We start from the raw sequence: 13,589 nt of genomic DNA, 5'->3' as shown, positions 1-13,589 counted from the left end.
CTGACGCCTCCGAGACAGAGAGCACCGCAGCCGCCGAGACTTCCGGCAGCGACGCCTGAGCCCCTCATTCACCTCCGGCGGGTGATGCCCGCCGGCGCGACATCTTGCAGGCCGGATCATGAATCACTTCGTTTATCAGGATGGCGTGCTGCACGCCGAAGACGTCTCGCTCGCCACGCTGGCCGAGCAGTTCGGCACGCCGTGCTACGTCTACAGCCGTGCCACGCTCGAGCGCCACTTCAAGGCCTATCAGGATGCGCTGGGCGACCACCCGCATCTCATCTGCTATGCCGTGAAGGCCAATTCCAACCTGGCGGTGCTCAATGTGCTGGCACGTCTGGGCGCCGGCTTCGACATCGTCTCCGCCGGAGAGCTGGAGCGCGTCATCAAGGCCGGCGGCGACCCCGCCAAGGTGGTGTTCTCCGGCGTTGCCAAGCAGGCAGGCGAGATGGAGCGTGCACTGGAGCTGAACATCAAGTGCTTCAATGTCGAATCGCTGCCGGAGCTTGAGCGCCTCAACGCCGTCGCGGGCCGTCTCGGACGCGTCGCGCCGGTATCACTGCGCATCAATCCCGACGTCGATGCCGGCACCCACCCGTACATCTCCACTGGCCTCAAGGCCAACAAGTTCGGCATTCCGGTCGAGCAGGCGCTGGAGGTCTATGAGATCGCCAACGCCATGGAGCACGTGCAGGTAGTCGGTGCCGACTGCCATATCGGCTCCCAGTTGACCGAGCTGGCGCCCTTCCTCGATTCCCTCGAACGCCTGCTGGTTCTGCTGGATCGCCTGCGCGAGCGCGGCATCGTCATCGAGCACCTCGACCTCGGCGGCGGCCTCGGCGTGCCCTACCAGAGCGAGACCCCGCCGGAGCCCTTCGCCTACGCCAGCGCCCTGCTGGAGCGTCTGGCCCGCTATGAGCACGGCAGCGAGATGACCCTGCTGTTCGAACCGGGTCGCTCCATCGCCGCCAACGCCGGCGTGCTGCTGACCCGCGTCGAGTACCTCAAGCCCGGAGAAGAGAAGAACTTCGCGATCATCGATGCCGGCATGAATGACCTGATCCGCCCGTCGCTGTATCAGGCGTGGCAGAACATCGTCACCGTCGACACGCGCGAGCCGCGCAAGACCGCCAGCTACGATGTGGTCGGCCCGGTCTGCGAGACCGGTGACTTCCTCGGCAAGGACCGCGAACTGGCCATCGCGCCGGGCGACCTGCTCGCCGTGCGCTCTTCCGGTGCCTACGCCTTCGTGATGGCCTCGAACTACAACAGCCGCTGTCGCCCTGCCGAGGTGATGGTCGATGGCCCCGAGATGCACCTGGTGCGTCGTCGTGAGCGCCTCGAAGAACTGTGGACCGGCGAGCAACTGCTGCCGGAAGGTGATGCCTGATGCTGGTGAACTTCACCAAGATGCACGGACTGGGCAATGACTTCATGGTCATTGACCTGATCTCGCAGCGCAGTCGCCTGCGCGATGCCGATATCCGCCGTCTGGCGGATCGCAACTTCGGCATCGGCTTCGACCAGCTGCTGGTGGTCGAGCCGCCCCGCGACCCGGACATGGACTTCCGCTATCGCATCTACAATGCCGATGGCAGTGAAGTCGAGAACTGCGGCAACGGGGCGCGCTGCTTCGCGCGCTTCGTGCGTGAACAGCGCCTGACCACCAAGCGTGAGATTCGCGTCGAGACGGCCGGCGGCCCACTGACCCTGGTCGTGGCCGAAGATGGTCGTGTGCGCGTCGACATGGGCGCGCCGCGCTTCGCCCCCGCCGCGCTGCCCTTCGAGGCCGAGGCCGACCTGCCGGTGCACACCCTGGATGTCGACGGTGAGACGCTGGAAATCGGCGTCGTCTCCATGGGCAACCCCCATGCGGTACTACTGGTCGACAGTGTCGAACAGGCCCCGGTACTGACGCTGGGCCCACTGATCGAGGCGCATCCGCGCTTCGCCAAGCGCGTCAATGCCGGTTTCCTCGAGGCCGTCACGCCGCATGAGGCGCGCCTGCGTGTCTTCGAGCGCGGCGTCGGCGAGACGCTAGCCTGTGGCACCGGCGCCTGTGCGGCGGTCGCCTCCGGCATTCGCCGTGGCCTGCTGGCAAGCCCGGTCAATGTCACGCTGCCCGGTGGCACCCTGAGCATCGAATGGGGTGGCGACGGCCAGCCGGTATTCATGACCGGCCCCGCCGAGACCGTCTTCGAAGGCCGCATCATCCTGTAGATCGCCAGCCCCAGCCGAGTGACGCTGCCGGAAACATGGCCGACAGCGTCCCGCTGCCAACCGTCCGCAAGGAGTCCCACATGGCCGAGTCACCCGCGTCACGTCGCCCGCGCACGCTGGACCCGGATCGGGTCGCCGAATGGCTGGCCACGCATCCCGATTTCTTCGAGGGGCGTGAAGGGTTGCTGCAACGCATGCGGGTGCCACACCCGGAAGCGCGCGGCGGCAGCATCTCGTTGCTGGAGCGGCTGGTACATGACCTGCGCGGGCGGACCGATCAGGCAGAAGAGCGCCTCGAAGAGCTATTGACCGCCGCGCGCGACAACGAGAGTCGCTATCAACGTCTGCGTCAGCTGGTGCTGGATCTGCTCGATGCCGAATCCGATGATGCGCTGGCCGAAACACTGTCTACACGCCTCAGCGAGCTGTTCGACATCGCGGCCGTCTGCCTGTGGCAGCGCGATGCCGATGCTTCGGCACAGCCGCCGCGTCGGGCGCTTGAGGATGCGCGCGGCGAGCAGTTCGAGCGGCTGCTCGAGGGGCGTGCCAGCCGCTGCCTGGCCATGCCACGTACGCGCTGGGAAGCCCTGCTGCCAGACCATCAGTGGCCACTCGGTGCCGACTGCGCAGACCTCGTCGATGCAAGCCAGGCCGATGCCACGCGCGGCTCCGCCGTCATCGTGCGCCTGACCCGTGGTGAGTGTCTGGGCTATCTGGTGGTGGCGAGTGCCGATGCCGAGCAGTTCCGTGCCGGTCTCGACACCCTGTTTCCCGAATACCTCGGCGACGTGCTGGCCCGCTGCCTGGGCCGCGATGCCCCGGGCCAGCCGCCTCTGCGCACCTCGAGCCGTGACGACCAGGCCAGCCGATGAGCCGCCTCGAGTCGGTCCACGGCGCCTCAGCCGCCGATACCTCCACCGAAGGCGCCTCAGCGAGCAACGCCGATCCCCTTGCCGCCGAGCAGACGCTGTCCGCTACCTGTCGGGAATTTCTGGCAGAGCTTGCCCTCGACAGCAGCCACGCGACCGTCAGCGCCTACGCGCGTGATCTGCAGGCGTTGACCGCCTTCATGCTGCGCCCCGCAGCGGACAGCAGCGCCGCTGGTGAAAAGGACGCGGCGCCCCTGCCGCAGGATTGGCAGGCGCTGGACGTCCCGACACTCAGGCGTTTTCTGGGTGCCGAGCGCAGTCGTGGCCTCGCGCCACGCTCATTGGCGCGGCGGCGCGCGGCAATCAGCCGCTTCTGTGGCTGGCTGGTCGAGCAGGATGTGCTGCCACACAACCCGGCGGGGCTGGTGCAGACCCCGCGCCTGCCGGACCACCTGCCACGCCCGGTGGATATCGACAGCCTCGCGCGCTTTCTCGACTGCCCACATGACGACACGCCACTGGCGATCCGCGATCAGGCGATGCTGGAACTGCTCTACGGCGCGGGCTTGCGTCTCTCGGAGCTGGTCAGCCTCGACCTCGACATGCTGGAAACCCGCCGCCTGCGCGTACGCGGCAAGGGCGACAAGCCCCGCCAGATGCCGATCGGCTCACGCGCCCGCCAGGCGCTGGATGCCTGGCTGGTGGTGCGTGGCCAGCTCGCCGCCCGGGACGAGCCGGCCTTGTTCGTCGGCCAGCAGGGGCGCCGTCTTGGCCAGCGTGGCGTCCAGCTCAGGCTGGTGGCGCAGGCGAAAGAACGCGGCCTGCCCGAGCATCTGCACCCACACCGCCTGCGCCACTCCTTCGCCAGTCATCTGCTCGAATCCAGCGGCGACCTGCGCGCCGTGCAGGAACTGCTGGGACACGCCCACCTCTCGACCACCCAGGTCTACACCCGCCTCGACTGGCAGCAACTGGCCAGTGCCTATGATCAGGCCCACCCTCGCGCCCGCCGCCAGCGCGGATCAGAGACGGCAACATCAGACACTGCCACCACCTTCCCCACTGATGCCCCGCTGAAGGATGACACCCTGTGACGCCTGCCAACGCACCTCGCCTGACGGCCTTGACCTTCGATCTCGATGACACCCTTTGGGCAAATCGCGCGGTGATGGAGCGCGCCGAGGCCGAGCATTACGCCTGGCTGGATGGCGAAATCGGACATGCCAACGACTTCCCCCTCGAGGAATACACCCGCCGCCGCATGGCGCTGGGTCTGGAGCACCCGCTACGCCGCGGTGATTTCACCTGGCTGCGCCGCGAGGCCATGCACGCCATGCTGCGCGATGCCGGGCATGATGATGAGCAGGCGGGCCACTGGTCACGCGCCGCCATCGAGCGCTTCCTGGCGCTGCGCCACGAATTGACGCCCTTCCCGGAAGCCAGCGAGCTGCTCGACTCACTCGCCCGCGATTACCGCCTTGGCGCCATCACCAATGGCAATGTCGACCTGGCTCGCCTCGCGCTGGACCATCACTTCGAGTTCAGCATCGCCGCCGGCGAATGGCTGGCGCCCAAGCCGGATGCACGCCCCTTCCTCGCCGCCATGGCACGCCTGGGCAGCCGCCCCTCCACCACCCTGCATGTCGGTGACTCATGGAAAGAGGATGCATTGCCTGCCGCGCGCCTGGGTATGCAGGCTGCCTGGATCGACGTCAAGGGTCAGGGTGCCCCGGGCCCCGTCCCGACAGGTGTACATGTCATCTCGCACGTTCGCGAACTGCCGGCGCTGATTGCGCGCCTGAATGACTGAGTGAGGGAATGACTGGGTGAGGGAATGACTGAGTGGCAGAGCAAGTAGCGGAATGACTGAGTGAATTAAAACTTGTACAAAAATGACGCCTCAACCATATTTCATGTACAAGTTTCTCAGCGCCGTCGATATTGAACCCTGTCTGGGGTTCCTGAGTCAGCGCTGGGAGATGCCTGCCACCTCGACGTCAACAGGAGAGGCCAGCATGAGCAATCACTCACTCCCGCGCTACCGTGTGTCACCTTTCTCTCCCCAGAAGCCGCCCCTGCTGAAAGGGGTGGCCATCGTACTGGTATCCGCATTGCTGGTCATCGTGGCGGTCTACAGTGGACGTGTCAGCCTCGCGACGTTGCAATCCAGCGCGCAAGAGGTGCCGGCAGCCTCACCACAGGAGGCCATGCGCAGCCTGCTCGCCCCCAGCGAGGCCGTGACGATGCCGGAAGTCATCGAGCCTGTGGTGAAGGCTCCGCATATTCTCTCGGCGCCCAGGGAGACGAGCTCTCTGACCCGCCTTGACCCCATTCCTAGCGCACCGCGCAGCCTGTTCATGTAATGGGCCCCGGGGGAAGCGCAAAAGTGCAGATGTGAGTGACAGCGTGCCTGTCGTAACGCAAACGGCCACCCCGAGGGGTGGCCGTTTCGTCATGCAAGGTGGCATAGTTCGAGGCTTCGCCCCAGATCGTCTTGCACCTTCAGTCGTCGAAGGGGTCCTGCGGTGCCTCGTCGCCCGCCATCTCTTCCACGCCGTCCATCACCGACGGGTCCGCCAGCCACTCGTCGAGCTTGGCATGCACCTGCTCCACACCTGAATACTTCAGCGACGAGAACAGCTGCACGGTGACCAGGTCTTCCCATTCCTTGAGCGCGTGACGCACCTTCTGCAGGCTTGCCGCCGCCGGCCCGCGCTTCAGCTTGTCCGCCTTGGTCAGCAGGATATGCACCGGCATCCTGGCCTCATCGGCCCAGCCCAGCATCATCTGGTCGAATTCGGACAGCGGATGGCGTACATCCATCAGCAGCACCAGACCCCGCAGCGACTGGCGGTTGCGCAGGTAGTTGGACAGATGTGACTGCCACTCGCGCTTCACCTTGTCCGGCACCTTGGCATAGCCATAGCCGGGCAGGTCGACCAGATGGCGGCCCGTTTCACCGATGGTGAAATAGTTGATCAGCTGGGTGCGGCCGGGAGTCTTGGAGGTACGGGCCAACGCCTTCTGCGAGGTCAGCGCATTGATGGCGCTGGACTTGCCGGCATTGGAGCGACCCGCGAAGGCCACTTCGGCACCCACGTCCGTCGGGCACTGGGCCAGAGTCGCGGCACTGATCAGGAAGCGCGCCTGACGATAATGGAGCTTGGGGGTCGAAGGAGCTGATTCGGCCATGGGAGTTCTGAATACCTGTTGAAGGCGGACGTCTCGCCCGCGCGACATCACGAGAGAGCAGAAGAAACGACCGGTGTAACGAAAAGAGTGCCGCCTGCCCTGCCATCGGCGCTGCAACTTTCCGACATCAGCGGAAAGATGCACTGGATGACTGCGATGACACGACTGGCGACAGGCACGCTCACGCGCCCTGAGGGGATTCGCTATACTGCCTGCAAGGTCAGCATGACGATCATGAGGCCTAGTGTACCACCCTGCTCTCACGGGCTGCGAGAGTGGGGGGCACTTCTCACCGCGCGCAGCACGGCGCGGGCACCGGGGAAATGACAGAGGCCATCATCCACGCCGGATGATACAAGCCCCGAACGGGCCTCTTCGTGAAACAGGGACCAGTGAAATGGATGAGCTGATGAGACCAAGGCAGATCCCCGAGCGCCCCTTGCGCCTGCTGCTGGCACTTGCTGCCACGATGCTGGCCGCCACCTTGCCGACGGGGGCCGCCGCCGAGTCGCTGGTCGGCGATGCCGCGGCAGGCAAGGCCAAGGCTGCCGTCTGTGCTGCCTGTCATGGCGCCCAGGGCATCTCGCCGACGCCGGCCTTCCCCCATCTTGCTGGCCAGCAGGCCCACTACCTGCGCAAGCAGACGGCCGACATCCGGGATGGTCGCCGCTCGGTGCCGCAGATGGCCGGTATCGCCGACAACCTGAGCGATCAGGACATCGCCGATATCGCGGCCCATTACGCCGCGCAGCCCGCCAATCGTGGTCAGGCCGAGCCAGAGGCGGCCCGTGCAGGCGAGGTGCTGTATCGGGCCGGCTCGCTCGAGCGTGGCATCGCGGCCTGCACAGCCTGTCATGGTCCGCGCGGTGAAGGCATCGACTCGGCAGGTTATCCGGCGCTGGCCGGGCAATTCCCCGCCTATACCGTCTCAGCACTCAAGGCCTTCCGCGACGGCAGCCGCGACAACGACCCGAACGCCATCATGAGCAGCATCGCCGCGCGCATGAGTGACAGCGATATGCAGCAGGTGGCCGAATATCTCCACGGCCTGCGCTGAGGCATCCGTTCAGCCGGGTGTCGCGTATGACTGACTTGATGACGACCAGCACCAGCACGCCTTTCAAGGGGCGTGGTCAAGCGACGCCTTGTACGGGGCTTGCTCGAACGGCGTTCATCCAGCGGTCAACCTTGTCGCGCTAGGCTGGCCCGACAGTGATCCGCCGTGTCCCGCCCGGCAGTCTCGACAGCGGTGGTGGCTGACACGCATACTCGATGCATCACTAATGTTGCCGGGTATCATCACCGGGCATGCCTCAATCCGATGGAGATGTTCCATGAAGTGGAAACCCCTACTGACTCTGGTGGCGGGCCTTGGCCTGTCAGCAAGCGTTTTCGCCGCTGAAGCTGGCAAGGACTACCAGGTGCTCGACGAGCCGGTGAAGACCGATGCGCCGGCAGGCAACGTCGAAGTGGTCGAGGCATTCTGGTATGGCTGCCCGCATTGCTACGCGCTGGAATCCAGCCTCGAGCCGTGGGTCGATGAGTTGCCGAGCGACGTGACCTTCAACCGCCTGCCGGCCACCATGGGGCAGGACTGGGTCAAGCACGCCTATGCCTTCTATGCCGCCAAGGACCTGGGCATCCTCGACGAGACCCACAAGGCCTTCTTCGATGCCATCCATCAGGACCACCAGCGCCTGACCGATCCGGATGATATCGCCAAGTTCTACAGCGACTACGGCGTCAGCGAAGAAAACGCCAAGAAGTCGCTGACCTCCTTCGGCGTGAAGAGCCAGGTCAATCAGGCCCACGCCCAGATGCGTGCCTACAAGATCATGGGCGTACCGGCACTGATCGTGGATGGCCGCTATGTCATCTCGCCGAGCACGGCTGGTTCACTGCAGAACATGCTCAAGATCACCGACGAGCTGGTCGAGCAGGTGCGTGAAGAGAAAGCCGGCAGCAAGGACGCCGCTTGATGGCAGCGGCTGCTGACTCAGTGGCCGCCAGCGCCACGGAAGGTGCCGGAATCGACGAGACGGCACCTCCCCTGCGTCTGCTGACCTTCAACATGCAGGTCGGTATCCATACCGCGGCGTGGCATCACTATGTCACCCGCGGTTGGCAGCATGTGCTGCCCCACCCGATGCGCCGCAAGCGTCTGGAGCTGATCGCCGCCGCCATCACGCCCTACGATATCGTCGGACTGCAGGAGGTGGATGGGGGCAGTTTCCGCTCCGGCAACGTCAATCAGGTCGATTCACTGGCCGAGACGGCCGAATTCCCGCATCGCTATCAGCAGCTCAATCGCAACCTGGGCCGCCTGGCTCAGCACAGCAACGGCCTGCTGTCGCGCCTGCCGATCAGCCATCTCGAAGAGCACAGCCTGCCCGGCACTCTGCCGGGGCGCGGGGCCATCCATGCCCGCTTCGGCGAGGGCGAACACGCCCTGCATGTCTTCGTCACCCACCTGGCTCTCGGTGCCCGTATCCAGCATCGTCAGCTGCAGTATCTTGGCGAGCTGATCGCGCCCCTCAAGCATGTGATCGTGATGGGTGACCTCAATTGCACGCTGGCCCAGCTCCGTCAGCACAAGGCGTTCAGCGAGGCACTCGATTCCCGCCCCAGCAAGGCCATCAACAGCTACCCGGCCTGGCAGCCACGCCGTGGGCTCGACCATATCCTGGTCTCCTCGACGCTGCGCTTGAGCCACCCGACCACGCTGTCACACCTGTTCTCCGACCATCTGCCGCTTGCGGTAGAAGTCCATCTGCCAGCCGCATGCCGCAAGGCAATCGGGCTCGCCTGACTTTCCGGCGCCTCTCTCAGTCATGCATCTCTGATGCCTGACACTCTGACATCGCTCCCCCGCACGAATGTCGCCCCCTCTACCGCCTGGCTCACCCGTCCGGCTCTCCCGACTCAAGCTTCCGCCAGCTTTGGCTTGATACGCATAACGCGACCCACCCGCGTCCTTCCTCGAGCGTTCCCATGCATCACTGCCGGCATTGCCTCGCCTATCTCACTGCAAGCAAAGGCAAAAACCGCCTGTCAGACCAATGATCCATTTGTTGTTGTGCCGCCGCTCGCTACTCTTTGTCTGCCAATGACGTGGATTAATCGTTGACTTAGCGATGACTGGTGACATGCCGCATCCGAGCGACGTCACTTACAGGGATGAAGCGTGGAATAGCGTTGTTCAAAGCAATGCCATCACGGCTTGCTGCACACCGCGACTGACCACAACATGAGCAACATCTGAATTGGCGACCTTGCCAGCAATCGCTTGCAACACAAGCGCTTGGCAAAGACACAGCAAACGCTGTCGGCAAAGCAACAACAACACCAACAATCATCACCTGCTACCCGCAGGCCAAGGGGACTCCATGTCTGCCAATGCCTCTACCCCCGGCTGGCTCACAGGGCTCGACCGCATGACCGAGGGGCTGGGACGCTGCGTATCCTGGCTGGTCGTCATCATGATGCTGGTCGAATTCACCATCGTGATGCTGCGCTACGTCTTCAATATCAACAGCATCCCCATGCAGGAATCCGTGATGTACATGCACGCGGCCGTCTTCCTGCTCGCCGCCAGCTACACGCTCAAGCACGACGGCCATGTGCGAGTGGATATCTTCTATCAGCGCATGTCGCACCGCGGAAAGTCGTGGGTCGATCTCGGCGGCACCCTGTTCCTGCTGTTCCCGGTGATGACATTCATCCTGCTCTCCAGCCTCGGTTACGTGGGCGATTCCTGGGACATCAAGGAAGCCTCCCCCGAATCCGGCGGCCTGCCGGGCGTCTACCTGCTCAAGACCCTGATTCCAGCCATCGCCATCCTGATGATGCTGCAAGGCGTGGCGGAAGCCGGCCGACACCTGCTGTTCCTGATGGGCCGCCTGCCCTCCCCGCATGCGAGCGATGACACCCCTGACCACGATGAGGAGCTGGTGTAATGCTCGAGATCATGCCACTGCTGCTGTTCGTGTGTATCTGTATCGTCCTGATGCTGGGCTATCCGGTGGCGCTGTCACTGGCCGGTACCGCGCTTGCCTTCGCCGGACTCGGCATGGGGCTGGACGCACTGGGCATTACCCAGGGCGTATTCGATGCCAGCTTCCTGTCCGCGATGCCCAACCGCCTCTACGGCACCATGACCAACCAGACCCTGCTGGCCGTGCCATTGTTCGTGTTGATGGGCGTGCTGCTGGAGAAGTCCAAGGTCGCCGAAACGCTGCTCGACGCCATGGCGCTGATGTTCGGCTCGCTGCGTGGCGGACTGGGGATTTCCGTGACCATCGTCGGCATGCTGCTGGCCGCCTCCACCGGTATCGTCGGCGCGACCGTCGTCACCATGGGCCTGCTGTCACTGCCGACCATGCTCAAGCGCGGTTATGACCCGTCACTGGCCACCGGCGCCATCTGTGCCACTGGCACCTTGGGGCAGATCATCCCGCCGTCCATCGCGCTGGTCCTTTTGGGCGATGTGCTGTCTTCCGCCTATCAGCAGGCCCAGCTGTCGATGGGCATCTGGAGTCCGAAGACCGTCTCGGTGGGTGACCTGTTCATCGGCGCGCTGATTCCGGGCCTGATCCTGGTGCTCGCCTATATCGTCTACATCGCCATGGTCGCCTGGCTGAAACCGGAAAAGGCGCCGGCCGTCGACCGTGATTCGCTGATGGAAGAGCTGGGGCATACCGGCAGCATCTTCTGGCTGATGATGAAGGGGCTGGTGCCGCCGATCGTGTTGATCGTCTGTGTGCTCGGCTCGATTCTCGGCGGTCTCGCGACCCCGACAGAAGCCTCTGCCGTAGGCGCCTTCGGTGCACTGATGCTGGCCCTCGCCAACCGCAAGCTGAGCCTGAAGACCCTGACGGAAGTGGTGCGCTCCACCACCAACGTCACCTCGATGGTGTTCCTGATCCTGATCGGTGCCGCGCTGTTCTCGCTGGTATTCCGCGGCTTCGGCGGCGAAGAGGTCGTCACCGAGATCTTCGAGAACATGCCCGGCGGCGTCATCGGTGCCACCCTGGTGGTGATGCTGGTGATCTTCCTCCTCGGCTTCATCCTCGACTTCATCGAGATCACCTTCGTGGTGGTACCGATCGTCGGCCCGGTGCTGCTGGCCATGGGCCTCGACCCGATCTGGCTGGGCATCATGATCGCCATCAACCTGCAGACTTCCTTCCTGACGCCGCCGTTCGGTTTCGCGCTGTTCTACCTGCGCGGCGTGGCCCCCAAGGAAGTCAGCACCAAGCAGATCTACAAGGGGGTCATTCCGTTCATCCTGATCCAGCTGTGCATGCTGGGTGCGCTGGCCGCCTTCCCGGGCCTGGCGACCTGGCTGCCGGCCCAGTTCTAGGCCACGACTGACGAAACAGTACAAGGACAGAGTAGCAACTGAATTGGCGGGGGTAGCTCCGCCAGCTGATGGGAGAGCCGCCAGTCGGCTCATGCAGATGCACGGGAGCCGTTCGCGGCCCACCTCTTGCCCAGCACCGGTCACTGACCGGTGCACAACAACAATCGGGCACTTCAAGGAGCATGCCATGCAACTCAACAAACTCGCCTTCGGTATCGCCGTCGGCACCATGACCGCCATGGGCACCCTGCCGGCCGTTGCCAACGCCGCCGATACCTTCACCTGGAAGATGGTCACCTCGTGGCCGAAGAACTTCCCGGGGGTGGGCCAGGGACCGGAACGCCTCGCGCGTCTGGTCGACGAGATGTCCGACGGCCGCCTCAAGATCAAGGTCTATGGCGCAGGCCAGCTGGTGCCGGGCTTCGAGGTACTCGATACCGTCTCTTCCGGTACCGCGCAGATCGGTCACTCGGCTTCCTACTACTGGAAAGGCAAGGCGCCGGAAGCCCAGTTCTTCGCCGCCGTCCCCTTCGGCATGACCGCGCAGGAAATGAACGCCTGGCTGCATTACGGCGGCGGCCTGGAGCTGTGGAACGAGGTCTACGACAAGTTCGGCGTCGAAGTCATGGCCGGTGGCGCCTCGGGCGTGCAGATGGGCGGCTGGTTCAACAAGGAGATCAACTCGGTCGCCGACCTCGATGGCCTGAAGATGCGTATCCCGGGTCTGGGTGGCGATGTCATGCAGCAGATGGGCGTGGCGACGGTCAGCATGCCGGGCGGCGAGATCTTCACCTCGCTGCAGTCCGGTGCCATCGATGCCACCGAGTGGATCGGCCCGTACAACGACCTGGCCTTCGGTCTCTATCAGGCCGCCAAGTACTACTACTATCCGGGCTGGCACGAGCCGACCGTCACCTTCGAGGCCATCGTCAACGACGACGCCATGGCCGAGCTCCCCAAGGACCTGCAGGCCATCCTGCGTTCCGCGGTACGTGACGTGAACCAGGACATGCTCGACGAGTACACCGCGCGCAACAACGACGCCCTCGAGACACTGCTCAACGAGCACAAGGTCGAGCTGCGCCGTTACCCGCAGGACGTGCTCGACAAGGCACGTGAACTGTCCGGCGACGTGGTCAAGAAACTCGGCGAGTCCAACGATCTGGCCGGCCGCATCTACGAGTCCTATACCACCTTCGAAGGCAAGGTCGAGAAGTGGCATGAGGTCTCTGAACAGGCCTACCTGAACGCACGTAATCCGGAAGGCGTGCAGTAAGACCGCGTTACCTGCGCCGCGCTCCCGCGAGGCGGCGCAGTCCCGTCATCCAATGCTTGCAGCCGCCCCCTCGGGGGCGGCTTTTTTGGGTCTGCGCGATCAGCTTTCGAGCAGGAAGGTCACCGGCCCGTCATTGAGTAACGAGACCTGCATGTTGGCGCCGAAGCGTCCGGTCTCGATTCCCACCCCGAGCTCTCTCCCGCGCTCACGCGCCTTGTCGACCAGATAGGTGAACAGCCGCTCGCCCTCCGCCGGTGGCGCCGCCGAGGAGAAGCTGGGACGCATGCCGCTGCCGGTGTCCGCCGCCAGCGTGAACTGCGAGACCAGCAGCAGACTGCCGCCAGCCTGCTGGACGTTGAGGTTCATCTTGTCGTTCTCGTCACCGAAGACCCGATAATGCAGCAGCTTGTGCAGCAACTTGTCGGCACGCGCCTCGTCATCGCCCTTCTCGACGCCTACCAGTACCAGCAGACCGCCTTCGATGGCGCCGACGCTCTCGTCCTCGACCACGACTTCTGCCCGTGTGACACGCTGGATCAATGCTCGCATGCCGCTTGCTCCTTCAAGAGATGGATGTTGATTCATGACATTTCGTGCTCGGAGCATACCAGACGCGAACGCCCCGCAGACTGAGCCTGCGGGGCGCGACAGGTGTTACTTGAGAGGATGG

The 13,589-nt window shown here is 64.3% G+C and carries 14 protein-coding genes; 12 read left to right on the top strand and 2 right to left on the bottom strand.

All coding sequences use genetic code 11. The features are described 5' to 3' along the window. Positions 1-118: 118 nt before the first annotated feature. The 6 genes from lysA (at position 119) to AC5WNJ_RS00520 (ending at position 5,452) form a co-directional block, all read left to right on the top strand. Positions 119-1,390, top strand: coding sequence for a diaminopimelate decarboxylase (lysA, locus tag AC5WNJ_RS00545; RefSeq protein ID WP_253063330.1), 1,272 nt, complete (start codon positions 119-121; stop codon positions 1,388-1,390). Beyond that, complete coding sequence (gene dapF / locus AC5WNJ_RS00540) at positions 1,390-2,220, top strand: diaminopimelate epimerase (RefSeq protein WP_253063342.1); 831 nt, start codon at positions 1,390-1,392, stop codon at positions 2,218-2,220. The genes lysA and dapF overlap by 1 nt, the downstream gene beginning before the upstream one ends. Before the next feature lie 80 nt (positions 2,221-2,300). Further along, positions 2,301-3,092 carry a DUF484 family protein gene (locus tag AC5WNJ_RS00535; RefSeq protein WP_253063344.1) on the top strand — a complete coding sequence of 264 codons (792 nt, stop codon included), beginning with the start codon at positions 2,301-2,303 and terminating at the stop codon, positions 3,090-3,092. A 95-nt stretch (positions 3,093-3,187) separates the two neighbouring features. After that, positions 3,188-4,183, top strand: a complete 996-nt coding sequence (locus tag AC5WNJ_RS00530) for a tyrosine recombinase XerC (RefSeq protein ID WP_373456573.1) — start codon at positions 3,188-3,190, stop codon at positions 4,181-4,183. After that, on the top strand, positions 4,180-4,899 hold the full coding sequence (locus AC5WNJ_RS00525; RefSeq protein ID WP_176675903.1) for an HAD family hydrolase: 720 nt from the start codon (positions 4,180-4,182) through the stop codon (positions 4,897-4,899). Before AC5WNJ_RS00530 ends, AC5WNJ_RS00525 begins: the two co-directional genes overlap by 4 nt. A gap of 205 nt (positions 4,900-5,104) precedes the next feature. After that, positions 5,105-5,452 (top strand): hypothetical protein, encoded by a 348-nt coding sequence (locus tag AC5WNJ_RS00520; RefSeq protein ID WP_253063348.1) that lies wholly within the window; start codon positions 5,105-5,107, stop codon positions 5,450-5,452. Positions 5,453-5,591: 139 nt separating this feature from the next. Here AC5WNJ_RS00520 and yihA read toward each other — a convergent pair whose 3' ends face one another. Further along, positions 5,592-6,281, bottom strand: coding sequence for a ribosome biogenesis GTP-binding protein YihA/YsxC (yihA, locus tag AC5WNJ_RS00515; protein WP_253063351.1), 690 nt, complete (start codon positions 6,279-6,281; stop codon positions 5,592-5,594). Between the two features lie 409 nt (positions 6,282-6,690). Here yihA and AC5WNJ_RS00510 point away from each other — a divergent pair, with 409 nt between their 5' ends. The 6 genes from AC5WNJ_RS00510 to AC5WNJ_RS00485 all read left to right on the top strand — a co-directional run bounded on the left by AC5WNJ_RS00510 (position 6,691) and on the right by AC5WNJ_RS00485 (position 12,919). Beyond that, positions 6,691-7,338, top strand: a complete 648-nt coding sequence (locus tag AC5WNJ_RS00510) for a c-type cytochrome (RefSeq protein WP_306424402.1) — start codon at positions 6,691-6,693, stop codon at positions 7,336-7,338. A 277-nt stretch (positions 7,339-7,615) separates the two neighbouring features. Then, positions 7,616-8,260, top strand: coding sequence for a thiol:disulfide interchange protein DsbA/DsbL (locus AC5WNJ_RS00505; protein WP_176675900.1), 645 nt, complete (start codon positions 7,616-7,618; stop codon positions 8,258-8,260). A gap of 92 nt (positions 8,261-8,352) precedes the next feature. Then, complete coding sequence (locus tag AC5WNJ_RS00500) at positions 8,353-9,090, top strand: endonuclease/exonuclease/phosphatase family protein (RefSeq protein WP_225996620.1); 738 nt, start codon at positions 8,353-8,355, stop codon at positions 9,088-9,090. A 577-nt stretch (positions 9,091-9,667) separates the two neighbouring features. Next, positions 9,668-10,237: a TRAP transporter small permease subunit gene (locus AC5WNJ_RS00495; RefSeq protein WP_253063353.1), complete on the top strand. Its 570-nt coding sequence runs from the start codon at positions 9,668-9,670 to the stop codon at positions 10,235-10,237. Continuing rightward, complete coding sequence (locus tag AC5WNJ_RS00490; protein ID WP_176675897.1) at positions 10,237-11,643, top strand: TRAP transporter large permease; 1,407 nt, start codon at positions 10,237-10,239, stop codon at positions 11,641-11,643. Before AC5WNJ_RS00495 ends, AC5WNJ_RS00490 begins: the two co-directional genes overlap by 1 nt. A 229-nt stretch (positions 11,644-11,872) precedes the next feature. Then, entirely contained in the window at positions 11,873-12,919 is a 1,047-nt protein-coding gene (locus tag AC5WNJ_RS00485; RefSeq protein WP_253063601.1) for a TRAP transporter substrate-binding protein, read from the top strand. 99 nt (positions 12,920-13,018) lie between these two features. Here AC5WNJ_RS00485 and dtd read toward each other — a convergent pair whose 3' ends face one another. Then, positions 13,019-13,468: a D-aminoacyl-tRNA deacylase gene (gene dtd / locus AC5WNJ_RS00480; protein ID WP_107335714.1), complete on the bottom strand. Its 450-nt coding sequence runs from the start codon at positions 13,466-13,468 to the stop codon at positions 13,019-13,021. Positions 13,469-13,589 lie beyond the last annotated feature (121 nt).

It is taken from the genome of Cobetia sp. PDI-23MA (assembly GCF_059507735.1).
Note: the sequence above shows the minus strand (reverse complement) of the source record. Positions and strands in the feature narration are given on the sequence as shown.

Coding starts and splice junctions, on each gene's coding strand:
- lysA (WP_253063330.1), top strand. CDS start 119: ATGAATCACTTCGTTTATCAGGATGGCGTGCTGCACGCCGAAGACGTC.
- dapF (WP_253063342.1), top strand. CDS start 1,390: ATGCTGGTGAACTTCACCAAGATGCACGGACTGGGCAATGACTTCATG.
- AC5WNJ_RS00535 (WP_253063344.1), top strand. CDS start 2,301: ATGGCCGAGTCACCCGCGTCACGTCGCCCGCGCACGCTGGACCCGGAT.
- AC5WNJ_RS00520 (WP_253063348.1), top strand. CDS start 5,105: ATGAGCAATCACTCACTCCCGCGCTACCGTGTGTCACCTTTCTCTCCC.
- yihA (WP_253063351.1), bottom strand. CDS start 6,281: ATGGCCGAATCAGCTCCTTCGACCCCCAAGCTCCATTATCGTCAGGCG.
- AC5WNJ_RS00510 (WP_306424402.1), top strand. CDS start 6,691: ATGAGACCAAGGCAGATCCCCGAGCGCCCCTTGCGCCTGCTGCTGGCA.
- AC5WNJ_RS00505 (WP_176675900.1), top strand. CDS start 7,616: ATGAAGTGGAAACCCCTACTGACTCTGGTGGCGGGCCTTGGCCTGTCA.
- AC5WNJ_RS00500 (WP_225996620.1), top strand. CDS start 8,353: ATGCAGGTCGGTATCCATACCGCGGCGTGGCATCACTATGTCACCCGC.
- AC5WNJ_RS00495 (WP_253063353.1), top strand. CDS start 9,668: ATGTCTGCCAATGCCTCTACCCCCGGCTGGCTCACAGGGCTCGACCGC.
- AC5WNJ_RS00490 (WP_176675897.1), top strand. CDS start 10,237: ATGCTCGAGATCATGCCACTGCTGCTGTTCGTGTGTATCTGTATCGTC.
- AC5WNJ_RS00485 (WP_253063601.1), top strand. CDS start 11,873: ATGACCGCCATGGGCACCCTGCCGGCCGTTGCCAACGCCGCCGATACC.
- dtd (WP_107335714.1), bottom strand. CDS start 13,468: ATGCGAGCATTGATCCAGCGTGTCACACGGGCAGAAGTCGTGGTCGAG.